At 67.5% G+C, this 25287-nt stretch carries 22 protein-coding genes and 1 tRNA gene; 11 read left to right on the top strand and 12 right to left on the bottom strand.

Going from position 1 to position 25287, the window contains the following annotated elements:
- Positions 1–5: 5 nt before the first annotated feature.
- Positions 6–1052, bottom strand: coding sequence for a succinylglutamate desuccinylase/aspartoacylase family protein (locus tag CAL24_RS16490; protein WP_231501676.1), 1047 nt, complete (start codon positions 1050–1052; stop codon positions 6–8).
- A gap of 161 nt (positions 1053–1213) precedes the next feature.
- On the opposite strand from CAL24_RS16490, the gene CAL24_RS16495 reads away from it, so the two are divergent.
- Entirely contained in the window at positions 1214–2119 is a 906-nt protein-coding gene (locus CAL24_RS16495; RefSeq protein WP_170947097.1) for a LysR family transcriptional regulator, read from the top strand.
- A gap of 6 nt (positions 2120–2125) precedes the next feature.
- Here CAL24_RS16495 and CAL24_RS16500 read toward each other — a convergent pair whose 3' ends face one another.
- The 4 genes from CAL24_RS16500 to CAL24_RS16515 all read right to left on the bottom strand — a co-directional run bounded on the left by CAL24_RS16500 (position 2126) and on the right by CAL24_RS16515 (position 6295).
- The gene (locus CAL24_RS16500; protein WP_094807221.1) at positions 2126–3205 is read right to left on the bottom strand and encodes a permease; all 1080 of its coding nucleotides are present in this window, start codon (positions 3203–3205) and stop codon (positions 2126–2128) included.
- A 64-nt stretch (positions 3206–3269) separates the two neighbouring features.
- Entirely contained in the window at positions 3270–4562 is a 1293-nt protein-coding gene (locus CAL24_RS16505) for an acyl-CoA thioesterase/bile acid-CoA:amino acid N-acyltransferase family protein (protein WP_094807222.1), read from the bottom strand.
- 13 nt (positions 4563–4575) lie between these two features.
- Entirely contained in the window at positions 4576–5562 is a 987-nt protein-coding gene (locus CAL24_RS16510) for a Bug family tripartite tricarboxylate transporter substrate binding protein (RefSeq protein ID WP_028353241.1), read from the bottom strand.
- Between the two features lie 241 nt (positions 5563–5803).
- Positions 5804–6295, bottom strand: a complete 492-nt coding sequence (locus CAL24_RS16515) for an MgtC/SapB family protein (protein WP_011805345.1) — start codon at positions 6293–6295, stop codon at positions 5804–5806.
- Positions 6296–6461: 166 nt separating this feature from the next.
- On the opposite strand from CAL24_RS16515, the gene CAL24_RS16520 reads away from it, so the two are divergent.
- The gene (locus CAL24_RS16520) at positions 6462–7061 is read left to right on the top strand and encodes a nitroreductase family protein (RefSeq protein ID WP_028353231.1); all 600 of its coding nucleotides are present in this window, start codon (positions 6462–6464) and stop codon (positions 7059–7061) included.
- Between the two features lie 54 nt (positions 7062–7115).
- Here CAL24_RS16520 and CAL24_RS16525 read toward each other — a convergent pair whose 3' ends face one another.
- On the bottom strand, positions 7116–8420 hold the full coding sequence (locus CAL24_RS16525) for an MFS transporter (protein ID WP_094807223.1): 1305 nt from the start codon (positions 8418–8420) through the stop codon (positions 7116–7118).
- A gap of 165 nt (positions 8421–8585) precedes the next feature.
- Here CAL24_RS16525 and cyoA point away from each other — a divergent pair, with 165 nt between their 5' ends.
- The 7 genes from cyoA to CAL24_RS16560 all read left to right on the top strand — a co-directional run bounded on the left by cyoA (position 8586) and on the right by CAL24_RS16560 (position 14432).
- A complete protein-coding gene (cyoA, locus tag CAL24_RS16530; RefSeq protein ID WP_094807224.1) occupies positions 8586–9557 on the top strand; it encodes a ubiquinol oxidase subunit II in 972 nt (323 codons plus the stop codon).
- Positions 9558–9615: 58 nt separating this feature from the next.
- A complete protein-coding gene (gene cyoB, locus CAL24_RS16535) occupies positions 9616–11619 on the top strand; it encodes a cytochrome o ubiquinol oxidase subunit I (protein ID WP_028353228.1) in 2004 nt (667 codons plus the stop codon).
- Positions 11612–12238: a cytochrome o ubiquinol oxidase subunit III gene (gene cyoC / locus CAL24_RS16540; RefSeq protein ID WP_094807225.1), complete on the top strand. Its 627-nt coding sequence runs from the start codon at positions 11612–11614 to the stop codon at positions 12236–12238. Before cyoB ends, cyoC begins: the two co-directional genes overlap by 8 nt.
- Positions 12235–12621, top strand: coding sequence for a cytochrome o ubiquinol oxidase subunit IV (gene cyoD, locus CAL24_RS16545; RefSeq protein ID WP_028353226.1), 387 nt, complete (start codon positions 12235–12237; stop codon positions 12619–12621). Before cyoC ends, cyoD begins: the two co-directional genes overlap by 4 nt.
- Positions 12618–13385 (top strand): SURF1 family protein, encoded by a 768-nt coding sequence (locus CAL24_RS16550; RefSeq protein WP_249278554.1) that lies wholly within the window; start codon positions 12618–12620, stop codon positions 13383–13385. Before cyoD ends, CAL24_RS16550 begins: the two co-directional genes overlap by 4 nt.
- 88 nt (positions 13386–13473) lie before the next feature.
- A tRNA-Pro gene (locus CAL24_RS16555) sits at positions 13474–13550 on the top strand.
- 162 nt (positions 13551–13712) lie between these two features.
- Positions 13713–14432, top strand: coding sequence for a lipopolysaccharide kinase InaA family protein (locus tag CAL24_RS16560; protein ID WP_170947098.1), 720 nt, complete (start codon positions 13713–13715; stop codon positions 14430–14432).
- A gap of 22 nt (positions 14433–14454) precedes the next feature.
- Here CAL24_RS16560 and CAL24_RS16565 read toward each other — a convergent pair whose 3' ends face one another.
- Complete coding sequence (locus CAL24_RS16565) at positions 14455–15459, bottom strand: helix-turn-helix transcriptional regulator (protein ID WP_094807227.1); 1005 nt, start codon at positions 15457–15459, stop codon at positions 14455–14457.
- 174 nt (positions 15460–15633) lie between these two features.
- Here CAL24_RS16565 and CAL24_RS16570 point away from each other — a divergent pair, with 174 nt between their 5' ends.
- Positions 15634–17853: a TonB-dependent siderophore receptor gene (locus CAL24_RS16570; RefSeq protein WP_028353223.1), complete on the top strand. Its 2220-nt coding sequence runs from the start codon at positions 15634–15636 to the stop codon at positions 17851–17853.
- Positions 17853–18773 carry an alpha/beta hydrolase gene (locus tag CAL24_RS16575; RefSeq protein ID WP_094807228.1) on the top strand — a complete coding sequence of 307 codons (921 nt, stop codon included), beginning with the start codon at positions 17853–17855 and terminating at the stop codon, positions 18771–18773. The genes CAL24_RS16570 and CAL24_RS16575 overlap by 1 nt, the downstream gene beginning before the upstream one ends.
- A gap of 336 nt (positions 18774–19109) precedes the next feature.
- Here CAL24_RS16575 and pstB read toward each other — a convergent pair whose 3' ends face one another.
- The 5 genes from pstB to ppk1 all read right to left on the bottom strand — a co-directional run bounded on the left by pstB (position 19110) and on the right by ppk1 (position 25173).
- Positions 19110–19883 (bottom strand): phosphate ABC transporter ATP-binding protein PstB, encoded by a 774-nt coding sequence (gene pstB / locus CAL24_RS16580; RefSeq protein WP_028353221.1) that lies wholly within the window; start codon positions 19881–19883, stop codon positions 19110–19112.
- Between the two features lie 39 nt (positions 19884–19922).
- Positions 19923–20780: a phosphate ABC transporter permease PstA gene (gene pstA / locus CAL24_RS16585; protein WP_094807229.1), complete on the bottom strand. Its 858-nt coding sequence runs from the start codon at positions 20778–20780 to the stop codon at positions 19923–19925.
- 19 nt (positions 20781–20799) lie between these two features.
- Positions 20800–21816 (bottom strand): phosphate ABC transporter permease subunit PstC, encoded by a 1017-nt coding sequence (gene pstC, locus CAL24_RS16590; RefSeq protein WP_028353219.1) that lies wholly within the window; start codon positions 21814–21816, stop codon positions 20800–20802.
- A gap of 102 nt (positions 21817–21918) precedes the next feature.
- Positions 21919–22959 carry a phosphate ABC transporter substrate-binding protein PstS gene (gene pstS / locus CAL24_RS16595; RefSeq protein WP_028353218.1) on the bottom strand — a complete coding sequence of 347 codons (1041 nt, stop codon included), beginning with the start codon at positions 22957–22959 and terminating at the stop codon, positions 21919–21921.
- A 138-nt stretch (positions 22960–23097) separates the two neighbouring features.
- Positions 23098–25173: a polyphosphate kinase 1 gene (gene ppk1, locus CAL24_RS16600; RefSeq protein ID WP_094807230.1), complete on the bottom strand. Its 2076-nt coding sequence runs from the start codon at positions 25171–25173 to the stop codon at positions 23098–23100.
- Between the last annotated feature and the right edge of the window lie 114 nt (positions 25174–25287).

The following is a 25287-nucleotide window of genomic DNA, read 5'->3' on the forward strand; positions in this document are numbered from 1 at the left end:
AGGCCTCAAGCGGTTTTGGCGGCCTTCTCACCGGCGACCACCATGCAGGTGTTGCCGGGCTGTACACGGCCGAATTGCCGGATCGCGTACACGACGCCGGAATCGCGGAACAGCAACTCGGCCGGCGCTTTATGCGGTGCGGTGAGGAAGTGGATCCGCCCGGCCAGGTCGCCGGCCCGGACCGCCTGGCCCAGGCGGGCGGCGGGCTCGAAGATTCCCTGCTCCGAGGCGATCACGTAGGCCTGCGCGCCGCTGATCTCGCTGTAGGCCCGCTCCGGGGCAGCCGCGGGCGCCTGGCGCGCATCCGCCAGCACGCCCCACAGGTCCAGCACCCGCCGCGTCCCGGCCCGGCACAATTCGGCGGCCTCCGGGTTGACCAGGCCGCCGCCCGCCATCTCGGTGCTGACGCAGGTCAGCCCCGCCGCCATGGCCGCGGTCACGCACAGCCGCCGGTCGCCCAGGTTGTCCATCACCACGCACATCGGCGCCCCGAACGCCGCCGCGGCATCCAGGCAGCGCCGGAACTGGGCCGGGTCGCCGCTGGGCATGACGATCGTGCTGGGAACGATGTTCAAGGAGGATCCGCCCGAGTGCAGGCTGAGAAACGCGTCCGCGCGCGGAATCAGCTCGTCGTTGACGAACGCGGCAATCTGGTCGGTCAGGGTGCCTGCGTGGTCGCCGGGGAAGACCCGGTTCATGTTCTTGTCGTCGACCGGCGAAGTGCGCCGGCCAGCATCGACCGCGGGAGCATTGATGGCCGGAATGATGATCAGGCGGCCCCGCACCTGGTCCGCCCGCAGCGTCCGGATGAGCTCGCCGAGCACGATCGGCCCTTCATATTCATCGCCATGGTTGCCGCCCTCGAGCAGCACGGTCGGGCCGGACCCGTTGGACAGCACGGCGATCGGCACCCGCACCGTACCCCACGCATCGTCGTGCGGCGAATGCGGAAAGTACACATAGCCGGCCTGCTTTCCCGGCCGGTCCAGCTCGACGTCGCTGAAGTACGTGGCCAGCTCCCGATTCGCGGCTGGCCTATGCTGGCCCGACATAGAGCGGAGTTCGTGAGACGCAGCGGCCTGGCCATTCATCGTCATACCCCTTGGATTTTGTGGTGATATGGATGATGCTAGGACCTGCGCAAGCGAAGCCGCAAATGCTACTTCGCTATAGAGCCTATACTTTTTCGGCATACGCCAGCACGGGGGCGGACGTGGAACTCAAGCAGCTACGGTACTTTCTGCAAGTATGCGACTCGGGCAGCATTGCCGCGGCCGCGCGCAACCTGCACATCGCCCAACCCGCCCTGTCTCGCCACATCGCCTCGCTGGAACACCAGCTCGGCACCAGGCTGCTGGTGCGCCTGCCCGGCGGCGTCGTACCGACCCGGCCCGGGCAGGAACTGCAAACGCTCGCGCGCGACATACTGTCGCGCACGCTGGCGCTCGGCGAACAGCTCAAGATTGCCTCGCACGGCATGACCGGCCGCATCCGCCTCGGCATCATGCCTGGATACAGCGCCATGCCGCAGCTCGCCGCCGCCATCGGGACGCTGCGCCAACAGGCGCCGGAACTGGAAATCCACGTCGAGGCGTTCCGGTCCAGTGAGCTGCTGAACCTGCTCAAGCAGCGCAAGATCGATGTCTGCCTGGCTGCCTGGCGCTCGCCGTTCGACGCAAGTTTCCTGGGCACCGGCGTATGCGAGGAAACGATGGGCATCGCCCTGCCGGGCCATTGGCCGCAAGCGCGGCAGCGCAAGGGGCTGACGATGGGCGACCTGGCTGGCTTGCCCATGATCATGTTCCCCCGCGAAGCCTCGCCCGTCCATTACGACAAAGTCGTCGACGCCTGCCTGTCCGCCGGTTTCGACCCGCGCCATTGCCGCATCTCGGCGGCCGACATCCAGGCCATGCTGGGCATGGTATGCGCGGGGCTGGGTTATGCCATCGCGCCGATGTCATTCAGCCCGCAATGGGGCCCGGGCGTGGTCTTTCGCGCCGCCGGCGACCTGAAGATCAGCTTCACGCTGGAACTGGTGCGCATCGCCGACGACAGCGATCCGCTGATCGACCGCTTCCTGGCCGCCTGGGGCCTGCCACGTCGGCCCGCCGATGCCTGAGCTGCGCTAGAACCCCAGCACGATCGCCGCCCCGGCCGCCGCCAGGCCCATCGCCACCACGCCCAGCACCAGCGCCACCAGCTCCGCCGCGCGGAACGAGCGCGCCACCATGGCCAGCGACGGCAGGCTGACGGGCGGCAGCGTCATCAGCAGCGCGGCCGCCGGGCCGGCGGCCATGCCCAGCGACAGCATGGCCTGGACGATCGGCACTTCGCCGGCGGTGGGAATGACGAATAGCGCGCCGGCCACCGCCAGCCCGAGTATCCACAGGATGTGGTTGTCCACGTCCGGCCCGATCTGCGGAAACAGCCAGGCGCGGGCCGCGCCCAGCAGCAGCACCAGCACGATGTACTCGGGCACCAGCCGCAGCGCCATGCGCGCGCACAGCGACAGCCAGCGCCTGAAGGGATTGGGGTCGTCGAGCCCGGCGGCCTGCGCCTGGGCCTGCAGGACCGCCATCTGCCCGGCGTCGAAGCCGCGCTGGCCGCCGCGGCTCATGCGGTTGAGCAGCCAGCCCAGGCCGAATACCAGCACCACGCCCAGCGCCAGGCGCAGCCCCATCCAGTGCCAGCCCAGCACGAACCCCATGAAGACCAGCGTGGCGGGATTGAGCATGGTGTTGCCGAGCCAGAACGCCACCGCGCTGCCCGGCGCCGCCTGGCATTTGCGCAGCCCGGCAACCACCGGCGCGGCGCAGCAGGTGCACATCATGGCCGGCACGGACAACAGGCCGCCGGCCACCACGCTGCCCAGGCCCGTGCCGCCCAGCGCGCGCACGATCCAGCGGCGCGGCAGCAGCGCCTGCACCGCCGAACCCAGCAGCAGGCCCAGCACCATGGCCTGCCAGATCGCCTTGCCATAGGCCAGCGCATACTGCAGCGCCGCGTCCAGCGAGGCCGCCGGCGGCTGCGCCGCGGCGCCCGTCAGGATCGACGAACCGATGGAATGGGTTTCGGCGGCCACGAAGGCGCGGTGATAATACGGCGACCACTTCACGTAGTAGAGGCCGATGGCGGCGAGCGCCAGGAAAACGGCGATGCCCAGCGCAGGATGCGCCAGGCGCCGCGGCTCGGAAGCTGAGGTCATGGATATGCGCGGGAAAACAAGCGGGCGTCGGGATTGTAGACCCGGCCCGCCCCGCTTGCCGCCCTCAGGCGGCCGGCTGGCGCGCCGCCGCCAGGAACGCCAGCGCGGCGCGATAGGACCCGGCGTTGCCCGCGGCATTGGCCGCCGGGGTGCCGCCGGCGTCCAGCAGCAGCCCCGACATGGCGTGCGGCTTGCTGATCAAGGTAGCCGGCAGGTGCGGATAGTGCACATGATGCCCGGCCCCGGCGCAGACGAAATGCTCGGTGGGCAGGCCGGCGGCCTGGCGCCGCCGCATGACCAGTTCCGCGTAGGCGGTGCTGGGCCAGAAGCCGTCGTCGGACGCGCTGACCAGCAGCATGGGGCCGCCGAACCGCTCGACCGGGATGCGCGCGCGCTCGAACGCCGCCCGGTCGAGCGTGGCCGACAGGAACGCGCGGCTCTGCCGGTACGGCGGGTCGCACGCATAGGCGGCGTCCCAATCGCCCAGCGCGTTGTCCTGCCACAGGTGCGGCAGGGGCTCGCCCCGCAGCGTCCAGACCTGGGCGTTGCGCCCGCTGCCCGGCTCGCCCGCGCTGACCACGCCATGCATGACCGGCGACGGCACATAGGCCAGCACCGCGGAGACCAGTTCCGGATACTGCGAGGCCACCAGCAGCGTGGCCTCGCCGCCGCGGCTGATGCCCGACAGCGCCACGAAGCCGTCGCGCGGACGCAGTTGTTCGCGGCTCCATAGCAGCGCCTGCTCGAAGTACTCCAATGGCATGCGGTTGAGATACCGGGGCCGCCCTTCGTAATTGAAAATGGCCAGCGCCAGGCACTGATAGCCGTGCGCGGCGAACAGCGCGGCGCGCGGCGCATTGACGCCGCCGGAAGAGCCGTTCATGTAGATCACCAGGGGATGCGGGCCGGCCCCGGCGGGGGTGTACAGCTCGCCAGACAGGGACATGCCGCCCCGTTGCGCGCGCACGGCCTCGTGCCGCACGCCGGGCGCGAGGAATTCCTGCACCAGAGTCGCCCCCGCCCGGCGCTCGCCATCGCTGGCCTCGATGTGGACCTCCAGCGCATCGGTGCGATCGGGTGGGAACACCACGCGATTCACGTCGTCGCAGCGCATGGACCAGACGATGCCCATGGCCGAGGGCTCGGCATAATCGCCCTCGACCGGGCTGGCGTGGCGCAGGTCCAGGCTGCCGTCATGGTCGGCCAGGAACACGGCGCGCGAACGCCATGCCATGCCGCACATCTGCATCCCGGCCGTCACCGTCACCAGGCTGTGCGCCGCAAACCCCGTGATGCGGATATCGCGTTCGACGTCGATCAGCGCCCGCGCGGGCGCCACGCTTATGCTCGGCGGCATGGACTCATCCTCCTCAACTCTTCAGGTCGACCCTGGGCAGCTTGTTGGCCTCGATGACCTTGGCCCACATGGCCGATTCCTGCGCGATCACCTTGTCCAGTTCCGCCCCGGGCGTATACACCACCGTCACGCCCTGTTCGGCGAACTGGCGAACCAGGCCGGGATCGCGCGTCCCTTCGCCAACCGCCTTTTCCAGGATGCGCACGACGTCGTCGGGCATGCCGGCAGGGCCGGAGATCATCATGCGCGTATACAGCTCGAAGTCATCCAGCCCGGCTTCCCGCATGGTCGGCACATCCGGCAGGCTGCTCAGCCGCTGGTCGGCCGTCACGGCCAATGCCTTCAGCTTGCCGGCGCGAATATGCGCCAGCGCCGAGGTCGGGAAATCGAACGTGCTTTGCACCGTGCCCGCCATCAGGTCCAGCAGGGCCGGCCCGCTGCCCTTGTAGGGCACGTCCTGGAATTGCGTGCCGGTGCGCGACTGGAAGTGCAGCAGCGCCAGGTGGTTGATGATGCCGCGCCCGGCATGGGCGCAGGTGATCGCGCCGGGCTTTTGCCTGGCCAGCGCGATGAATTGCTGGACATCGTTCACGCCCAGATCGGGATGGACGATCAGCAGCATCGGCGACCGGCCCATCGACCCCAGTTGGCGGAAATCGGCCTGCCGGTACGGCAGGTTGTTGTACAGCAGGGGGTTGAGGATCATGCCGTTGGTGCCGGCGAAAGCCAGTGTGTAGCCGTCGGGGGCGGCGCGCGCCACCGCGACGGTCGCGATGATGGCTTGCCCGCCCGGCCGGTTCTCAACCACCACCGGGTTGTCCAGCGCCTTTGCCATGCGTTCGGCGAGGGCGCGGGCGGCGGTATCGGTCAGGCCGCCCGGCGCGAAGCCCACGACCAGCCGTACCGGACGCGACGGAAAATCGGTTTGCGCGCGGGCCGGACGCGCCAGGAGGGGCAGCGCGGCAAAAGCGCCGAGCAAGCGACGGCGAGAGCAGGACATGGCTTCTCCAGACTGGATATCGCGCCTGCGCGATCCCGCAGGCAGGAACTGCCTTGCAATAAATGCACTACGTTCAGCGACGGTCGACTGCGCATGCCGTGCGAAATTGGCTTGTATTCTATATACGATTCTTGCCCAAAAGCCTAGTGATTACCCTTGCTTGTCCTGCACAAAGCAGGGCCTCACGATTTTCGGTATACGAAGAGGGCTGATGCTGGCGGCCCACTTCCTGCAGCCACCCTCACCCCGCTTCTTTTTCTTCGATCCGCTTCTCGACCCGGCGCAGCACCGCCAGCACGAACAGCGCGATCAGGGTGCTGACCACCGCCGTGGCTTCCCGCCCCATCCCGGCGGCCACGCCGATGGCCGCCGTCATCCAGATGCTGGCCGAGGTGGTCAGGCCGCGGATCTCGCGTTCGCCGCCGAGCTTGATGATGGCTCCCGCCCCCAGGAACCCGATGCCGGCGATCACGCCCTGCAGCACGCGGCTCAGGTCGCCCACCTGCATGCCGGCCTGCAGCGGCACCAGCACGAACAGGGCCGCGCCCAGCGCCACCAGCATGTGGGTGCGCAGGCCCGCGGCCTTGCCGCTGCGCTCGCGCTCGTAGCCCAGCAGCCCGCCCAGCACGAAGGCCATGCCCAGGCGCAGCACGATGCGGGTGGCCTCGCCGACGTCGGGAATGTCGCTGAACTCGGCGTAGACCGTGGCCCAGATCTCCTGCCAGATCGTCATGGTCGCGTCTCCTGTTGCGCTCGTGGTCCGGGCGGCCCGCCCGCGGACCGCCAGCTTGATTCGTACCATATAAGGAACAGTTTGTTCCAGGGAAAGCCGGTTACCGGACCAGGATGCGACAGTTAGAATGCCTGCACCTGTCTATCTACCAGTTGGAAGATTACCCATGAACAATGCTTACCTGGACGCGCTGAAGAAGCGCCGCACCCAATACGCCCTGGGCCGCAACCTGTCCGCCTCCAAGGAGGAACTGCTGGCCCTGATCCAGGACGCGATCAAGCACAGCCCGTCGTCCTTCAATTCGCAGAGCTCGCGCGCGCTGGTGCTGTTCGGCGCGGAAAGCGAAAAGCTGTGGGACATCGCCATCGAGGAAGTCCGCAAGGTCGCGCCGGCCGAAGGCTTCGACAAGACCGAGGCCAAGCTCAAGAGCTTCGCGGCCGGCGTGGGCACGGTGCTGTTCTTCGAAGACCAGGACGTGGTGCGCAGCCTGCAGGAGAAATTCGCCCTCTACGCCGACAACTTCCCGGTCTGGTCCGAGCAGGCGGGCGGCATGGCCCAGCTGTCGGTGTGGTCTGCCCTGGCCAACGCCGACGTGGGCGCCAGCCTGCAGCACTACAACCCGCTGATCGACGCCGCCGTGGCGCGCGCATGGAACATTCCCGCCTCGTGGAAGCTGCGCGCGCAGATGCCGTTCGGCTCCAACGAAGCCGGCTTCGGCGAAAAAGCATTCATGGACGACGCCGAGCGCTTCCGCGTCGCGGGCTGAGCCACTGGCCGTGCCGCCGCGCGCGCAAGGCGCCGGGGCGGCACGGCCCGGCATTCAGTGGGTTTCGACCAACCGGTTGATCTTCAAGGCCACCAGCGTGCAGACCGCGCCGGAAATCAGGTAGGTGCTGGCCGCGATCAGGCCGAATTCGGTCGACAGCCCCAGCGCCACCAGCGGCGCGAACGCGGCGCCGAACAGCCAGGCCATGTCGGCGGTGAGCGCCGCGCCGGTATAACGGAAATGCATCGAGAAATTCGACGTCACGGTGCCCGAGGCCTGGCCATACGACAGCCCCAGCAGGGCGAACCCGCACAGGATGAAGATATTCTCGCCCGCCGCGCCGCCGCCCAGCAGCCACGGCACGGACAGCGCGAACAGGCCGATCAGCACCGCCAGCGTGCCCAGCGTCTTGCGGCGGCCGGCGCGGTCGGCCATCCAGCCGGAAACGAGGGTGCCGACGAAGCTGATGGCGGCGCCGACGATCTGCACGCTCAGCACGCTGGCCAGCGACCGTTCGCCGCGCAGGCTGATCCATGACAGCGGGAAAATCGTCACCAGGTGGAACAAGGCGTAGCTCGCCAGGGCCGCGAAGGCGCCGATGAAGACGTTGTAGGCCTGCTCGTCGATGACCTCGGACACCCGGATCGGCGACAGCTCGCGCTCTTCGAGCAGGCGCGTGTACTCTTCGGTGAGCACCAGCCGCAGCCGCGCGAACAGCGCCACCACGTTGATCGCGAACGCCACGAAGAACGGGTAGCGCCAGCCCCAGTCGACCAGGTCCTGGCGGCTGAGCGTGCTGAACAGGTACAGGAAAATCGCGCCGGCCAGCATGAAGCCCACCGGGGCGCCGAGCTGGCCGATCATCGCGTACCAGCCGCGCCGGTCGGGCGGCGCGTTCAGCGCCAGCAGCGACGGCAGGCCGTCCCACGAGCCGCCCAGCGCGATGCCCTGCAGGCAGCGGAAAATCGCCAGCAGGGCGATCGCCATCGGCCCGAGCGTCTCGTAGCCGGGCAGGAACGCCATGCCCGCCGTGGCCGTGCCCAGCATGAACAGCGCCAGCGTCAATTTCGGGCCGCGCCCCCAGCGGCGCTGCACCGCCATGAAGATGGCGGTGCCGAACGGCCGGCAGATGAACGCGAACGAAAAGATCACGAACGACCACAGCGTGCCGTACAGCGGGGTTTCGAAGGGGAAGAAAATCTGTGGGAAGACGGCAACACAGGCGATGCCGAACACGAAGAAATCGAAGTATTCGGATGCCCGGCCGATGACCACGCCGACCGCGATTTCCCCGGGCGCGACATTGGAATGGCCGGCTTCGTGGGCGCCCGCCGGGTACTGCGACACGGTGCTGGACATACGTTGGCTCGCTCCGTCTGAGGTGGAAAACAGCCTTGTCGCCCGCGCGAACGCCGGCGCCCTGCAAACCGGTGCCTTCCTTTTTACTCTAGATTTTTCACATCTTCCAGAGTAGGGTTGCGAATATCCGTCGTCCGGGCTGAGCTTATCTCTCAGGGGGGCTGCATGTTCGTGCCGTTCTTCAGAAAGCTGCGATGCGCACTGATCCTTGCCGTGGCCGGCGCCCTCGGCGGCTGCAGCAAGGCCGTGCTGCTGTCACCATCCGGCGACGTGGCGTGGCAGCTGCGCGACATCATCCTGGTGTCCACCGGCCTGATGCTGCTGATCATCGTGCCGGTCATCGCGGCCACGCTGTGGTTCGCCTGGCGCTACCGCGAAAGCAATACCGACGCCCCCTACTCGCCCGACTGGGACCACTCCACCATCCTGGAACTGCTCATCTGGGCGGCGCCGCTGCTGATCATCATCGCGCTGAGCGCGCTGACCTGGGTCAGCACCCACCAGCTCGACCCCTACCGGCCGCTGGCGCGCCTGGATGCCCAGCGCCCCATCCCGGCCGACACCCGGCCGCTCGAAGTGCAGGTGGTGGCGCTCGACTGGAAATGGCTGTTCCTCTACCCCGAGCAGGGCATCGCCACCGTCAACGAGCTGGCCGCCCCGGTCGACCGCCCCATCGAGTTCAAGATCACCTCGTCGACGGTGATGAACTCGTTCTTCATCCCCGCGCTGGCCGGCCAGATCTACGCCATGCCGGGCATGCAGACGCGCCTGCACGCGGTCATCAACCATCCCGGCGTCTACGACGGCTTCTCGGCCAACTACAGCGGCGCCGGCTTCTCGCAGATGCGCTTCAAGTTCCATGGCCTGTCGCAGGCGGAATTCGACCAGTGGGGGCAGGCCGGCAAGGCGTCCGGCAACACCCTCGACCGCGCCGCCTACCTGCGCCTCGAGCAGCCCAGCGTGGCCGCGCCGGTGCAGCGCTACGGCGCGGTCGACCCCGACCTGTACGGCGCCATCGTGGACCGCTGCGTGGAGCCTGGCAGCCGCTGCATGCGCGACATCGCCGAGGCGATCTGCCGCGCGCCCAGGCAGGCCGCGCTGGAAGCGCCGCCGCCCGGGCCCGCGCGCCCCATGTAAGGCCGGCCGCGCGCTCGCCCAGTTGATGTTCGATGAACGAACCTTGCGGGAACACCAAATGTCCGATCATCCAGCCACCGAGAGCCTCTTGTTCGGGCGCCTGACCTGGGAAGCGATCCCGTTCCACGAGCCGATCCTGCTGGTGACCTTCGTGGTCGTCGCGCTGGGGGCCATCGCCATCCTCGGCGCCATCACCTATTACCGCCTGTGGGGCTACCTGTGGCGGGAATGGTTCACCAGCATCGACCACAAGAAAATCGGCATCATGTACGTGGTGCTGGGCCTGGTCATGCTGCTGCGCGGCTTTGCCGACGCCCTGATGATGCGGGCGCAGCAAGCCATCGCGTTCGGCGACAACCTGGGCTACCTGCCGCCGCACCACTACGACCAGATCTTCACCGCCCATGGCGTGATCATGATCTTTTTCGTAGCCATGCCGCTGGTGACCGGCCTGATGAACTACATCGTGCCGCTGCAGATCGGCGCGCGCGACGTGGCCTTTCCGTTCCTCAACAATTTCAGCTTCTGGATGACCGTCACCGGCGCCGTGCTGGTCATGATGTCCCTGTTCGTGGGCGAGTTCGCGCGCACCGGCTGGCTGGCCTATCCACCGCTGTCGGGCATCCTGCACAGTCCGGACGTGGGCGTCGACTACTACATCTGGGCATTGCAGATAGCCGGGGTGGGCACGCTGCTATCGGGGGTCAACCTGCTGGTGACCATCGTCAAGATGCGCGCGCCGGGCATGAACATGATGCGCATGCCGATCTTCACCTGGACCTCGCTGTGCACCAATATCCTGATCGTCGCCGCCTTCCCGGTGCTGACGGCGGTGCTGGCCCTGCTGGCCCTGGACCGCTATGTCGGCACCAATTTCTTCACGGCCGACGGCGGCGGCAACGCCATGATGTACGTGAACCTGGTCTGGATCTGGGGCCATCCCGAGGTGTACATCCTGATCCTGCCGGCCTTCGGCATCTTCTCGGAAGTCGTGCCCACCTTCTGCCGCAAGCGGCTGTTCGGCTACGCCTCGATGGTCTACGCCACGGTCGTCATCACCGTGCTGTCCTACTTGGTCTGGCTGCACCACTTCTTCACCATGGGGTCGGGCGCGAGCGTCAACTCGTTCTTCGGCATCACGACCATGATCATCTCGATTCCCACCGGGGCGAAGGTGTTCAACTGGCTGTTCACCATGTACCGCGGCCGCATCCGCTTCGAGGTGCCGATGCTGTGGACCGTCGGCTTCATGGTCACCTTCGTGATCGGCGGCATGACCGGCGTGCTGCTGGCGGTGCCGCCGGCGGATTTCGCCCTGCACAACAGCCTGTTCCTGATCGCGCACTTTCACAACGTGATCATCGGCGGCGTGCTGTTCGGCCTGCTGGCCGGCATCACCTACTGGTTCCCCAAGGCCTTCGGCTACCGCCTCGATCCGTACTGGGGCAAGTGGTCGTTCTGGCTCTGGCTGGTGGGCTTCTACCTGGCCTTCATGCCGCTGTACGTGCTCGGCCTGCTGGGCGTCACGCGCCGCATGAGCCATTTCGAGGACGCCTCGCTGCAGATCTGGTTCCAGCTGGCCGCGCTGGGCGCGCTGCTGATCGCCGGCGGCATCGCCTGCTTCATCATCCAGCTGGTGGTCAGCTTCCGGCGCCGCGAGGCCCTGCGCGACCACACCGGCGACCCCTGGGACGGCCGCACCCTGGAATGGTCCACCGCCTCGCCGCCGCCGGTCTACAACTTCGCCTTCACGCCGCTGGTGCACGACCGCGACGCCTGGTGGCAGATGAAGCAGCTGGGCTACGCGCGGCCGGTGGACGGCTTCATCCCCATCCACATGCCGGCCAACACCTGGGCCGGCATCGTGCTGGCCGGGCTCTCGCTGGTGCTGGGCTTCGCGCTGATCTGGCACATGTGGCCGGTCGCGGTCCTGGCCTTCGCGGCGCTGGTCGGCGTCACGGTGTTCCATACCTTCAACTACAACCGCGATTACTACGTGCCGGCCGACTACGTCGCCCGCTGCGAGGACGATCGCACCCGCTTGCTGGCTGCCCATGTCTGAACTCTCCGCTTCCATACAGGCCGACTCCGGCCGGCAGTTCCACCTGAAGGGCGAGCACCATGTGAAGAACGGCACCCTGCTGGGCTTCTGGGTGTACCTGATGAGCGACTGCCTCATCTTCGCCTGCCTGTTCGCCACCTACGGGGTGCTGGGCCGCAACTATGACGGCGGTCCGACCGGCGCCGACCTGTTCGACCTGCCGCTGGTGGCGATCAACACCGCGCTGCTGCTGTTCTCCTCCATCACCTACGGTTTTGCGCTGCTGCAGGGCCGCAAGGGCCGGGTCGGCTCGCTGCTCGGCTGGCTGGGCGTCACCGGGCTGCTCGGCGCCGGCTTCCTGGGCCTGGAGCTCTACGAATTCTCCCACCTCATCCACATCGGCGCCGGCCCGCAGCGCAGCGCCTTCCTGTCGTCGTTCTTCACCCTGGTCGGCACGCACGGGCTGCACGTCACCTTCGGCATCATCTGGCTGGTGGTGCTGATGGCGCAGATCCGCATGCACGGCCTGACCATCCCCAACAAGCGCCGCCTGATGTGCCTGTCGATGTTCTGGCACTTTCTCGACGTGATCTGGATCGGCGTCTTCACCGTGGTCTACCTGATGGGAGTACTGCCATGAGCGCCCCGACGACTTCCGGCCATCAACCCCACCACGAAGAAGAAGACCCGCTGGCCCATGCCTCGCTGCACGGCTACCTGCTGGGCTTCGCGCTGGCCGCGATCCTGACCGCCATTCCGTTCTTCATCGTCATGGGCGGGCTGTTCTCCAGCTCGCGGGTGACCAGCATCGTGATCCTGGCCATCGCCGCGGTCCAGGTCGTGGTGCATGTCATATACTTCCTGCACGTAGACTTCCAGGCCGAAGGCGGCTGGAACATGCTTTCCATCGTCTTCACGCTGGTGCTGCTGGTCATCACCCTCAGCGGCTCGATCTGGATCATGTACCACCTTGACCACAACATGATGCCCATGTCGCCGCAAGACATGCGAAAAATTCCTTGAACGCCCCCGACCCGACGCATTCCCCCGGCCGGCCGCGCCGCGCGGCCAAACTGATTTTTCTGGTCCTGCTGGCCGCCATCCTGTTCGTCGGGTTCTGCTCGCTGGGCGTCTGGCAGGTGCAGCGCCGCGCCTGGAAAATGGAACTGATCTCGCAGGTCGAGCAGCGCGCCCACCTGCCCGCCGTCGAGGCGCCCGGGCCGGCGCAATGGCCCGCCCTGAGCCGCGGCGGCGACGAATACCGCCCCGTCCGCGCCACCGGCACGCTGCGCCACGACCGCGAGACCCTGGTCCAGGCCACCACCGACTACGGCAGCGGCTACTGGGTCATGACGCCGATGGAACTGCGCGGCGGCGGCACGGTGCTGGTCAACCGCGGCTTCGTGCTGCCGGCCTGGCGCAAGCGGCCGGCCGCGGCGGCGCCGACCGGCGAAACCCAGGTGACCGGGCTGCTGCGCATGTCCGAGCCCGATTTCCCGTTCCTGCGCCACAACGACCCGGCCCAGGACCTCTGGTATTCGCGCGATACCCAGGCCATCGCCGCGGCGCGCGGCCTGGGCCAGGCGGCGCCCTACTTCATCGATGCCGCCAGAGGGCCGCAGCCGGCGCCCGACCCGGCCGTGGCGCCGGTGCCGGGCCTGACCGTGCTGCACTTCCGCAACCACCACCTGTCGTATGCCATTACCTGGTTCGCCCTGGCGGCCATGGTGATCGTCGGCGCCGTCATCGTCGTACGGGTCGAGCGCCGCTCCCGCTCCGGGGCGTAGCGGGCGGGCTTGCGCACTCTCGGGTACAATCCACCCCCGTCGCCGGTGCGGAAAGGCAGTCATCCCGCCCGGCAAGCAGCAGTTCCGTCGGGGCGTAGCGCAGCCTGGTAGCGCATCTGCTTTGGGAGCAGAGGGTCGCGAGTTCGAATCCCGCCGCCCCGACCAATCAATTCAATGGATCACGCCGTCTTGCGCAGTCGTTCGATATTGCGCAAGACGGCCTGCCGCCTTGCGCCGTCGTGCCGCGCGCCGATACGTCCGACATTACCAAAACTTCACTGTTTATAGCGGCGCGCCCTCACTATCATCCCGCGTATGTTGACGAGTATGACAGCGCGGGAAGCGGCGAGCGCCGCCTCCTTCTGGTGGAACGCCCAAGGCTCATGGGTGGAGCCGGCCAACCGGCGGCGTGGCGGTGAAAGCGGCGTGCAGCGCCTCGAACTCGATTCCGGCGCCTACTACATCAAGCGTCAGACGAATCATCTGTTCCGGTCGTTGCGCTACCCGGGCGGGCGCCCCACCCTGCTGCGCGAATGGCACAACCTGCGGATCTGCAAGCGCCTGGGCATTCCCACCCCGGCCGTGGTCTGCTTCGACATGCGGCGCTCGCACGCGGCCTGGCAGGCGCTGCTCGTCACCAAGGCCCTGGACGGCTACGTGAGCCTGCAAAGCGGCTTGGCCGCCGGATACTGGAGCCGCGCGGACCTGGCCCGGATACTCGGCAGGATCGTCAGCGCCATTGCGCCCCTGCACCTGGCGCGCCGCAAGCATGGCCACCTGTATCCCAAAGAGGTCTTCGTCCTCCCGCACGCATCCCGCGAACAGGTCGCGTTCGTCGACCTGGAAGTCAGCCGCCGCGTAGCCACCCGCCGGCACGCGGCGTGGGCGGATATGCGGCGGCTTTGCCGGTCGCTGCTGGAACTCGGGCTCGATGAAAGCCTGCTGTGGTCCGCGCTGGAACAATACCGCGCCCACGGCATCGACCTCCCGCGGGACCGGCTCATCAGCCCGCCGGCCTTGCCCCGCCTGTCGCTGAACCGGCGCTAGCGGCCCGGCGCGCCGGTGGCGGCTAGCGCAGCCGCCCTACCCGCCCTGGCGGCACGCCGTAGCGCCGGCGAAATGCCGTGGCGAAGTTCTCCGGGCTGGAATAGCCGGCGATCCACGCGGCCTGGGCCACGCTGACCGCCTCGCGCTCCAGCGCCAGCCGGGCGCGCGCCAGGCGCGCGTCGCGCAGGTAGGCGAACACGGTCGTGCCCCAGGCCGCGCGGAAATGCCGCTGCAGCGTGTTGACGCTGACGCAGGCATGGCGCGCGATCTGCTCCAGCGTGAAATCGTCGGCCTGGCCGCTGTCGAGCAGTTCACGCACCTGCTCCATGCGGGCGCGCTCGCGCCGGCCCAGCCCGGCGCCCATGCGCACGGGCGCGCCGCCGCCCAGGCAGGCGAAGGCCTCGACCGCCAGGTCGAGCGCGCGCGACTCCTGGTATAGCCGCCACAGCGCCGGATCGAGGTCGGGCGGCGCCAGCATCTGCTCGACCAGCGCGACCGCCTGCGCCGAAGCCTGCCACGGGCAGAGCGCCAGGTGTCGGCCGGCGAACGCCAGGCAGGGGTGCCCGGCGTCATCGCCGAAACGGCGCCGCAGCCAGTCCGCGCCGAAGGTCAGGCTGACGGTGCGTTCGATGTCGCCGCGCCGCGACTGGCGCACGAAGGCGGTGGGCTCGACGACCGCCACCAGCGCGCCGCTGGCGCCGCCGCCGGGCCGCGGCCCCAGCAGCAGACGATGTCTTCCGAAACTGACATCGGCTTTGCCGCCAATGGTCAGCGCCACCCGCAGGCCCGGCCGCAGGACGGCATGCACGGCCACCCCCTGCAGGTCGCGCGCGTCGACCCGGTGCAGGATCAGGCCATCGGCCAGCGGCACGGTATGGACCAGGCCCTCGAACACCGGCCGCTGCGTGCCGGGCGCGACGACCGCGTACTGCGCCGTGCCGTGGCGCGCCTGTTCGCGCAAGGCCGGCACATACAGCTGGGCTGCGCGCCGCGGGGAAGAACCGATCTCGGGGAACGCTGATGTCATGGCAAATGAGGATCAGGCAAAGCTTTCTGGCGGCCCGACAAAGCCCGCCATGATGCTTGCCTGACATAATGTTGAACGTCAAATGATATTAGAAATCATTACCGATTAAACCATATCGGGCGCGTCGCCGGGCAACCGGGGCGCGCCGCTTATTGCGCACTCGGAGAATCCGGCATGTCCACGCCCCCTTACACGCGCCCTTGCGTCGGCGCCGTCGTCAGCTTCGCCTTGTCCGGCGCCGCCCTGGCCCAGCATGCGGCCCCGGCGCAAGACCCCGCCCAGGTCCAGGAAATGGCCGCCGTGCAAGTGCTGGGCACGGCCGAGGAAGAAATCAAGGAATCGCTGGGGGTATCGGTCATCACGGCCGACGAAATCGAGCGCCGCCCGCCCACCAACGACCTGTCGGACCTGATCCGCCGCGAGCCGGGCGTCAACTTGACCGGCAACAGCGCCAGCGGGGCGCGCGGCAACAGCCGCCAGATCGATATCCGCGGCATGGGCCCGGAGAACACCCTGATCCTGATCGACGGCAAGCCGGTCAACTCGCGCAATGCGGTGCGCTATGGCTGGAGCGGCGACCGCGACACGCGCGGCGACAGCAACTGGGTGCCGGCCGAGGAAGTGGAGCGCATCGAAGTGATCCGCGGCCCGGCCGCGGCGCGCTACGGCTCCGGCGCCATGGGCGGGGTGGTGAACATCATCACCAAGCAGCCCAGCGACAAGCCCACGGCGTCCGCCACGTATTACCTGAACCAGCCGGAAGACAGCGACGAGGGCAACACCAACCGCATCAACATGCGGCTGTCCAGCCCGATCAGCGAGACGCTGAGCATGCGGATCTACGGCAACTACAACAAGACCAACCCGGACTCGCGCGATATCAACGCCGGCCACGCGGCGACGTCCGACAACGGCAACCCGGAGACCTCGGGCCGCGAAGGCGTGATCAACCAGGACCTGAACGCACTGTTCTCGTGGCGCCCGGACACCCGCAACACGGTCGACCTGGAGATGGGGTTCAGCCGCCAGGGCAACCTGTTCGCCGGCGACACCATGAACAACGCCAACAGCGATTTCTCGGACAGCCTGTACGGCGAAGAAACCAACGCCATGTACCGCGAGAACTTCGGCTTGACGCACCGCGGCGACTACGACTGGGGCACCTCGCGCGCGTCGCTGTCGTACGACTACACGCGCAACGCGCGCCAGATGGAAGGCCTGGCGGGCGGCCCCGAGGGCGCCCCGGTGGACCAGGGCCGCGACACCGCGCGCCTGAAGAACCTGCGCGCGGCCGGCGAGGTCAGCGTGCCGTTCCGGCTCGGCTGGCAGCAGGTGGCCACGATCGGCGTGGAATACCTGCGCGAATCGCTCGATGACCCGGCGGCCATGCGCCAGACTTACTCGGGCACGGGCGGCACCATCGGCAACACGGCCGGCAGCGACCGCCCCACCAAGACCAAGCAGAACAGCTACGCCCTGTTCGTCGAAGACAACATCGAGGCGGGCTTGCGCACCACGCTGACGCCGGGCCTGCGCTTCGACCACAACAGCGAGTTCGGCAGCAACTGGAGCCCCAGCCTGAACGCCTCGTACGCGGCCACCGACGCGTTCCGCATCAAGGGCGGCATCGCGCGCGCCTACAAGGCGCCCAACCTGTACCAGTCCAACCCCAACTACCTGCTCTACAGCCGGGGCAACGGCTGCCTGCAATCGGAGACCAATTCGGGCGGGTGCTACCTGGTGGGCAACGAGAACCTCAAGCCCGAGATCAGCGTCAACAAGGAGATCGGCTTCGAGTACGACCCCGGCACGTGGCGCACCAGCGCGGCGTACTTCCGCAACGACTACAAGAACAAGATCGTGGCGGATACGGAATTCATGTACCGGCTGCCCAATGGCGCGCGCGTGCTGCAGTGGACCAACAGCGGCAAGGCGGTGGTGGAAGGCCTGGAAGGCAACCTGTTCATTCCGCTCACGCCGGCCCTGGACTGGAACACCAACTTCACCTACATGCTGCAGTCGAAGAACAAGGATACCGGCGAACCGCTCAGCGTGATCCCGGAATACACCATCAACAGCACGCTGGACTGGTACTACACCTCGCAATGGTCGTTCCAGGCCAACCTGACCTACTATGGCAAGCAGAAGGGCCCGAAGACCAACCTGCGCACCGGCGAGAACCTGGAGGACAGCGGCTTGCAGACCATCAGCCCCTACGCCCTGGTGGGCCTGAGCGTGGGCTACGTGCCCAACAAGAACCTGCGGTTCCGCGTCGGGGTCAGCAACCTGTTCGACAAGCAGCTCTACCGCGAAGGCAATGCCTCGTCGGCCGGCGCCGCCACGTACAACGAACCGGGCCGCGCCTATTACGCCACCATGACGGTGACCTACTAATGCGGCCGCGCAGCCATCGCCGGCGCTGCGCCCTGGCGGCGCTGTGCGGCGCGCTGCTGGGCGGCGCGCCGGCCGCGGCGCAGCCGGTGCTGGACGACGGCATGACGCCGGCCCAGGCGCGCGCCCGCCTGGGGCTGCTGGGCCTGGCGCAGCAGCATGTGCTGCCGCGCGGCGACGGCCAGCGCGCGGTGCGCCTGCAGATCGTCGTGCCGCCCGGCCCCGCGCCCGCCGGCGGCTGGCCGGTGCTATACCTGCTGGATGGCAATGCCACCCTGCAAGTGCTGGCCGCCGCCGGCCGCGCGCCAGGGGCGGTGCTGGTGGGCATCGGCTACGACGTCGATGCGCGCCTGGACGTGCACGCGCGCGCCTGGGACTACACGCCCCGGCTGCCCGACGCGCCCGCGCAGGGCAGCCCCGATCCGCGCCAGCCCGGCCGCCGCAACGGCGGCGCCGACGCCTGGCTGGAGCTGATCGAGCAGCGCGTCAAGCCGCTGGCGCGGGCGGCCGCCCGCCTCGACGAGACGCGCCAGACGCTGTACGGCCACTCGTACGGCGGCCTGTTCGTGCTGCACGCGCTGCGGACCCGCCCCCAGGCCTTCCAGCGCTATGTGGCGGCCAGTCCGTCGCTGTGGTGGCATGCGCCTTACATGACGGAACGCCTGCGCACGCTCGACACCGCCGGCTGCTGCGGCGCCGCGCCGCGCCAGCTGTACCTGTGGGTCGGCGAAGAAGAGCGTTCGCGGGCCGGGCGCGCGACGTCCCGCCCCGCCGGCGCCACCGCCAATGCCCGCGCCCTGGCAGCCGAACTGGCCGACACGCCGGGGCTGGCGGTGTATTACCGTTCCTTCCCCGGCCTGGGCCATGGCGCCATGCTGGACGCATCGGCCCGCGAAGCGGCCCGCATCGCCGCCCTCCCCTGAGCCACCTGGAGCGCGGCGGCGGGGAGCAGGCGTCCTGGCGTGCATGCAGACGCCCCGGGGCGGCATGAGGTGTCTGACACCCCAGGAGACACCCACGGCATGCCGCCGCCGCGGCCGGGGTGTCAGACACCTTCGGAGCGAGGCACCTTCCAACGCGGCATGAGGTGTCTGACACCCCAGGAGACACCCACGACATGCCGCCGCCGCAGCCGGGTGTCAGACACCTTCGGAGCGAGGCACCTTCCAGGCCTTCGGCGCGGCGCATCGGCTGCCGACGCAAAAAGGGCCCGGCTCCCCTGCGGGAACCAGACCCCCTTGGACCACCGGTCCGGCGGTTCAGCCGAAACGGCCGGTAATGTAGTCTTCGGTTTCCTTGCGGGCCGGCTTGACGAAGATCTGGTCGGTCTCGCCGAATTCCATCAGTTCGCCCAGGTACATGTAGGCGGTGTAGTCCGAGCAGCGCGCCGCCTGCTGCATGTTGTGGGTAACGATGACCACCGTGTAGTCATTCTTCAGCTCGGCGATCAGCTCCTCGATCTTGGCGGTCGAAATGGGGTCCAGCGCCGAGCACGGTTCGTCCAGCAGCAGCACTTCGGGCTTGATGGCCACGCCGCGGGCGATGCACAGGCGCTGCTGCTGCCCGCCCGACAGGCTGTTGCCGCTCTGGTGCAGCTTGTCCTTGACTTCGTTCCACAGCGCCGCCTTGGACAGCGCCCATTCGACGCGCTCGTCCATCTCGCCCTTGGACATGCGCTCGAACAGGCGCACGCCGAAGGCGATGTTGTCGTAGATGCTCATGGGGAACGGCGTCGGCTTCTGGAACACCATGCCGACCTTGGCGCGGATCAGCGAAATGTCGGTCCTGGAAGTCAGCAGGTTCTCGCCGTCGAGCACGATCTCGCCTTCGGCGCGCTGGCCGGGGTACAGCTCGAACATGCGGTTGAAGGTGCGCAGCAGCGTCGACTTGCCGCAGCCCGAGGGGCCGATGAAAGCCGTGACCTTGTTTTCGCGGATCGACATGTTCACGTTGCGGATCGCATGGAACTTGCCATAGTAGAAGTTCAAGTTCTTGACTTCGATCTTGGCTTTGGCGGAGGCGGTGTTTTCCATAAGTCTTCCTGAAGCCGGCGCGGCGCGCCGGCGTGGCGATCACGATTTGCGGAACAGGTTGCGAGCCAGGATGTTGATGCCCAGCACCAGCAGGGTAATCAGGGTGGCGCCGGCCCAGGCCAGCTCGTTCCAGTCCTGGAACGGGCTGGCCGCGTACTGGTAGATGACGACCGGCAGGTTGGCCATGGGCTGGTTCATGTTCAGCGACATGAACTGGTTGGACAGCGCGGTGAACAAGAGCGGCGCGGTCTCGCCCGAGATGCGGGCGATGGCCAGCAGGATGCCGGTGATGATGCCGGTCTTGGCGGCGCGATAGCACACCATGGTGATCATGCGCCACTTGGGGCAGCCCAGCGCCGCCGTGGCTTCGCGCAGGCTGTTGGGCACCAGCATCAGCATGTTGTCGGTGGTGCGCACCACCACCGGGATCACCAGGATGGACAGCGCCAGGGCCCCGGCCCAGCCCGAATAGTGGCCCACTTGCGCCACGTACACGGCATAGATGAACAGGCCGATGATGATCGACGGCGCCGACAGCAGCACATCGTTGAGGAACCGGGTGGCGGGCGCCAGCCAGCCGCGCTGGCCATACTCGGCCAGGTAGGTGCCGGCCAGGATGCCGACCGGCGTGCCGATCAGCGTGCCCACCCCGGCCATCAGCAAGCTGCCGGCGATGGCGTTGATCAGGCCGCCCTGCTGTCCGGGCGGCGGCGTGATCTCGGTGAACAGCGTCAGCGACAGCGCGGGCGCCCCCTTGAACAGCAGCGTCAAGATGATCCAGAACAGCCAGAACAGCCCGAACAGCAGCGTGGCCAGCGAGATGGTCAACATGACCTTGTTGACCATGTGGCGCCGGCGGTAGATGCCGTTCTTCATGTTGAGTACGGATTCAGCCATATTTTTTCCCGGTGCGTGCTCAGGTCTTCTTGCCTTCCGCCGCCGACAGGCGCAGCAGCAGGACCTTGGAGAGCGCCAGCACCACAGTGGTGATCAGGAACAGGATCAGGCCCAGCTCCAGCAGCGCGGATTTCTGCAGCCCGCCGGCCTCGTTGAACTCGTTGGCCAGCGCCGAGGCGATGGAGTTGCCCGGCGAGAACAGCGAATCGGGCCAGCGGAATGCGTTGCCGATGACGAACGTGACCGCCATGGTCTCGCCCAGCGCGCGGCCCAGGCCGAGCATGATGCCGCCGATGACGCCCGACTTGGTGTACGGCAGCACCACGCGCCACATCACTTCCCAGGTGGTGCTGCCCAGGCCGTAGGCCGATTCCTTCAGCATGGGCGGAACCAGTTCGAACACGTCGCGCATCACGGCGGCGATGAACGGGATGATCATGATGGACAGGATCAGCCCCGCCGTGAAGATGCCGATGCCGAACGGCGGGCCGGCGAAGATGCCGCCGATGACCGGCAGGCCGCCCAGCGCGGCGATCAGCCCGGGCTGCACATACTGCTGGAAGATCGGCACGAAGATGAACAGGCCCCACATGCCGTAGATGATCGACGGGATGGCGGCCAGCATCTCGATGGCGGTGCCCAGCGGACGGCGCAGCCAGGAGGGCGACAGTTCGGTCAGGAAGATGGCGATGCCGAACGACACCGGGACCGCGATGATCAGCGCGATGGCCGAAGTGAGCAGCGTGCCGATGATGGGCACCACCGCCCCGTAGTTCTGCTGGACCGGGTCCCAGTCGTTCAGCCACAGGAACGACAGGCCATACTTGGCCAGCGATTCGCGGCTGCCGTAGATCAGCGAGATCATGATCGCCGCCAGCAGGATGAACACCAGGAAGGCGAACAGGCGGGTCAGGTTCTTGAACAGCGCATCCATTAGCGCGTTGTTGTTTGGCTTCATAGGCGGGGGCGTGCCGGTGGTGACGGAGTCCGTCCCGCGGGACGGTAGCGACACGCTATTATCCAATACCGCGCTCATGGATGGGCTTTCCTTGGTTTCGCTGCGGGGGCGTGCAGAGGGGCACAGTCTGGCGCGCGGGCCGGCAGGGCCCGCGCGCCGTGTTACTACTGCAGGCGGCAGTTACTGCCAGACCGCCTTGCCGTCGGCGCTCTTGATCTGGCCCCAGGCGGCGCGGATCTCATCCGTGACGTTGTCGGGCAGCGGCACGTAGTCCAGCTCGGCGGCAGCCTTGTCGCCGTTCTTGAAGGCCCAGTCGAAGAACTCGAGCACGGCGCGGCCTTGCTCGGGCTTGTCCTGCACCTTGTGCACCAGGATGAACGTGGCGGCGGTCACGGGCCACGACTCGGCGCCCGGCTCGTTGGTCAGCACCACGCCCATGCCGGGCGCGCTCTTCCAGTCGGCGTTGGCGGCCGCGGCGGCGAAGGCCGACTGCTCGGGCTGCACGAACTTGCCATCCTTGTTCTGCAGTTGCGTCCAGGACAGCTTGTTCTGCTTGGCGTAGGCGTATTCGACGTAGCCGATCGAGTTCTTCAGCTGGCCCACGTACGCGGCCACGCCTTCGTTACCCTTGCCGCCCTGGCCGGTGGGCCACTTCACGGCCTTGCCCTCGCCCACTTTCTCTTTCCACTCGGGCGACACTTTCGACAGGTAGTTGGTCCAGCCGAAGGTGGTGCCGGAACCGTCCGAACGGTGCACCACCACGATGTCGTTGGAAGGCAGCTTCAGGTCGGGGTTCAGCGCCTTGATGGCGGCGTCGTCCCACTTCTTGATCTTGCCCAGGAAGATGTCGGCCAGCACCGGGCCCGACAGCTTCAGTTCACCGGGCTTGACGCCGTCGACGTTGACCACCGGCACCGTGCCGCCGATCACGGCCGGGAACTGCAGCAGGCCGTTCTTCTCCAGGTCGTCGGCCTTGAGGGGATCGTCCGAGGCGCCGAAATCGACCGTCTTGGCCTTGATCTGCTGCTGGCCGCCGCCCGAGCCGATCGACTGGTAGTTGACGGCATTGTCGGTCGCGGCCTTGTAGTCGGAGGCCCACTTGGCATACACCGGGTACGGGAACGACGCGCCGGCGCCGGTGATGTTGGCGGCCTGCACGGCGAAAACGGCGCCGCTCAGGGCGACACCGATGGTGATTTGCTTGAAGACACGGTTGAACATTAGGGTTCCTTCTGTGCTCGTTGAGGGAGTCGCGGCGGGCTGACTGCGCCCGTCTCATCAATCGACGGGTCAAATGTTAAAAGCGCAACATGACAAGACCGTGACAGTCACATACGCGAAATTTGCGCCGCCGCCGGGTCACTTATCGAGCCGCTCCACCAGGAAATCGTGCAGGTTGAAGGCCGGGCGGCGATTGCGCACCCGGGTGTACGAGCCGTCGGGCTGCTGCTGCCAGGCGAGCTGGTTGTCGCGCAGCGCGAAGGTGAACGATTCATCGATGACCCGCTTCTTGAGCGCCTTGTCGTACACCGGGAAGGCGACCTCGACGCGCCGGAAGAAATTGCGGTCCATCCAGTCGGCCGAGGACAGGTAGACGGTTTCCTCGCCGTCCGCATAGAAATAAAAGACCCGCGAGTGCTCCAGGAAGCGCCCAACGATGGAGCGCACCCGGATGTTGTCAGACAACCCGGGCACCCCGGCGCGCAGGGCGCAGACGCCGCGCACCACCAGGTCGATCTTCACGCCGGCCTGGCTCGCCTTGTACAGCTCGGCGATGATCTGCTCCTCCAGCAGCGAGTTCATCTTGGCCATGATGCGGGCCCGCCGGCCGGCCTTGGCGGCCCGGATTTCGGCCCGGATCAGCGCCATCATGGATTCGTGCAGGGTGAACGGCGATTGCAGCAGGGACTTCAGCGTACGCCGGGCCCCCAGCCCGGTAAGCTGGGTGAACACCTTGTCCATGTCCTCGCACAGCCTCGGATCGGCCGTCAGCAGGCCGAAATCGGTGTACAGGCGGGCGGTGCGCGGGTGGTAGTTGCCGGTGCCCAGGTGGGCATAGCGGCGCAGGCGGCCTTTTTCGCGGCGCAGCACCAGCGCCATCTTGGCGTGGGTCTTGTGGGCCACCACCCCGTACACCACGTGCGCCCCCACCTCCTCGAGGCGGGCGGCCCAGTTGATGTTGGTCTGCTCGTCGAAGCGGGCCATCAGCTCCACCACCACGGTCACTTCCTTGCCCGCGCGCGCCGCCGCCAGCAGGATCTGCATCAGTTCGGAGTCTTCCCCGGTGCGGTAGATGGTCTGCTTGATAGCCATCACGTCCGGGTCGAGCGCCGCCGCCGTCAGGAAGTCGATGACAGGCTGGAACGACTGGTACGGGTGGTGCAGCAGGCGGTCCGCCTGGGCGACGGCGGCGAACAATTCGGCCGGCTTGTCGGCCACGCGGTCGAACGGGGTGGGCACGCTGGCATGATGCGCCGGGAACAGCAGGTCCGGCCGGGTGTTGGTGTTGCACAACTGCATCAGCCGCGACAGGTTCACCGGCCCGTTGACGCGGTAGGTATCCTCGGCCGTCAGCGAGAACTCCCGCTGCAGATACGCCTCCAGGTCGGGCGGCGTCAGACGGTCGATCTCCAGCCGCACCGCGGCGCCGAAGTTGCGCTGCGACAATTCCCCCTGCAGGGCGTGGCGCAGGTTGGTGACTTCTTCCTCGTCGACGAACAGGTCGCTGTTGCGGGTGACGCGCCACTGGTAGCAGCCCAGCATCTCCAGGCCGGGGAACAGCTCGCCCACGAAGGCGCGCAGCAGCGAGGTCAGCAGCACGTAGCCGTCGGGCTGGCCCGACACCTCGGGCGGCATCTTGATCAGCCGCGGCAGCGCCCGGGGCGCCTGGACCACGGCGATCGACGCCTGGCGGCCGAAGGCATCGGCGCCCGACAGCGCCACGATGAAGTTCAGGCTCTTGTTGTAGACGCGCGGGAACGGGTGGGCCGGGTCGAGCCCGATCGGCGTCAGCAGCGGCATGACGTCGCGATTGAAGACGTTGCGGGCCCATTCCTGCTGCTCGGCGTTCCATTCCGAGGCATGGTGCAGCGCAATACCCTCGGCATCCAGGCGCGGCAGGATCGCGTCGTTCAGCAAGGCGTACTGCCGGTCCACCAGCGTATGCACCGCCTGCTGCACCCGCTCGAAAGCCTCGGCCGGCGTCAGGCCGTCCGGCCCGGTCATGGCGGGGTTCTGGCGCTGCTGCTCTTTCAGGCTGGAAATGCGGATTTCGAAGAATTCGTCCAGGTTGGAACTGACGATACAGACATAGCGCAGGCGCTCGAGCAGGGGCACCTGGGGGTTTTCCGCCATGGCCAGGACCCGTTCGTTGAACTTCAACAGCGACAGCTCGCGATTCAGAAACGGGGGCTCAGCGGCCTGACGAGTCGACATACCGGGTTTCCAATCTAGGGGTTGCGGGGGGCAAGGCACTGGTTTTACTGCAGTTATGTGACGGTTCCATGACATGGCGCACGGCCTGCTAGCGTACGCCAAAAAGGGACGCTT

The sequence above is a fragment of the Bordetella genomosp. 2 genome (assembly GCF_002261345.1).
In the GTDB taxonomy this organism is placed as follows: domain Bacteria; phylum Pseudomonadota; class Gammaproteobacteria; order Burkholderiales; family Burkholderiaceae_B; genus Bordetella_A.

Coding starts and splice junctions, on each gene's coding strand:
- CAL24_RS16490 (WP_231501676.1), bottom strand. CDS start 1,052: ATGTCGGGCCAGCATAGGCCAGCCGCGAATCGGGAGCTGGCCACGTAC.
- CAL24_RS16500 (WP_094807221.1), bottom strand. CDS start 3,205: ATGACCTCAGCTTCCGAGCCGCGGCGCCTGGCGCATCCTGCGCTGGGC.
- CAL24_RS16505 (WP_094807222.1), bottom strand. CDS start 4,562: ATGCCGCCGAGCATAAGCGTGGCGCCCGCGCGGGCGCTGATCGACGTC.
- CAL24_RS16510 (WP_028353241.1), bottom strand. CDS start 5,562: ATGTCCTGCTCTCGCCGTCGCTTGCTCGGCGCTTTTGCCGCGCTGCCC.
- CAL24_RS16515 (WP_011805345.1), bottom strand. CDS start 6,295: ATGACGATCTGGCAGGAGATCTGGGCCACGGTCTACGCCGAGTTCAGC.
- CAL24_RS16520 (WP_028353231.1), top strand. CDS start 6,462: ATGAACAATGCTTACCTGGACGCGCTGAAGAAGCGCCGCACCCAATAC.
- CAL24_RS16525 (WP_094807223.1), bottom strand. CDS start 8,420: ATGTCCAGCACCGTGTCGCAGTACCCGGCGGGCGCCCACGAAGCCGGC.
- cyoA (WP_094807224.1), top strand. CDS start 8,586: ATGTTCGTGCCGTTCTTCAGAAAGCTGCGATGCGCACTGATCCTTGCC.
- cyoB (WP_028353228.1), top strand. CDS start 9,616: ATGTCCGATCATCCAGCCACCGAGAGCCTCTTGTTCGGGCGCCTGACC.
- cyoC (WP_094807225.1), top strand. CDS start 11,612: ATGTCTGAACTCTCCGCTTCCATACAGGCCGACTCCGGCCGGCAGTTC.
- cyoD (WP_028353226.1), top strand. CDS start 12,235: ATGAGCGCCCCGACGACTTCCGGCCATCAACCCCACCACGAAGAAGAA.
- CAL24_RS16560 (WP_170947098.1), top strand. CDS start 13,713: ATGACAGCGCGGGAAGCGGCGAGCGCCGCCTCCTTCTGGTGGAACGCC.
- CAL24_RS16565 (WP_094807227.1), bottom strand. CDS start 15,459: ATGACATCAGCGTTCCCCGAGATCGGTTCTTCCCCGCGGCGCGCAGCC.
- CAL24_RS16570 (WP_028353223.1), top strand. CDS start 15,634: ATGTCCACGCCCCCTTACACGCGCCCTTGCGTCGGCGCCGTCGTCAGC.
- CAL24_RS16575 (WP_094807228.1), top strand. CDS start 17,853: ATGCGGCCGCGCAGCCATCGCCGGCGCTGCGCCCTGGCGGCGCTGTGC.
- pstB (WP_028353221.1), bottom strand. CDS start 19,883: ATGGAAAACACCGCCTCCGCCAAAGCCAAGATCGAAGTCAAGAACTTG.
- pstA (WP_094807229.1), bottom strand. CDS start 20,780: ATGGCTGAATCCGTACTCAACATGAAGAACGGCATCTACCGCCGGCGC.
- pstC (WP_028353219.1), bottom strand. CDS start 21,816: ATGAGCGCGGTATTGGATAATAGCGTGTCGCTACCGTCCCGCGGGACG.
- pstS (WP_028353218.1), bottom strand. CDS start 22,959: ATGTTCAACCGTGTCTTCAAGCAAATCACCATCGGTGTCGCCCTGAGC.
- ppk1 (WP_094807230.1), bottom strand. CDS start 25,173: ATGTCGACTCGTCAGGCCGCTGAGCCCCCGTTTCTGAATCGCGAGCTG.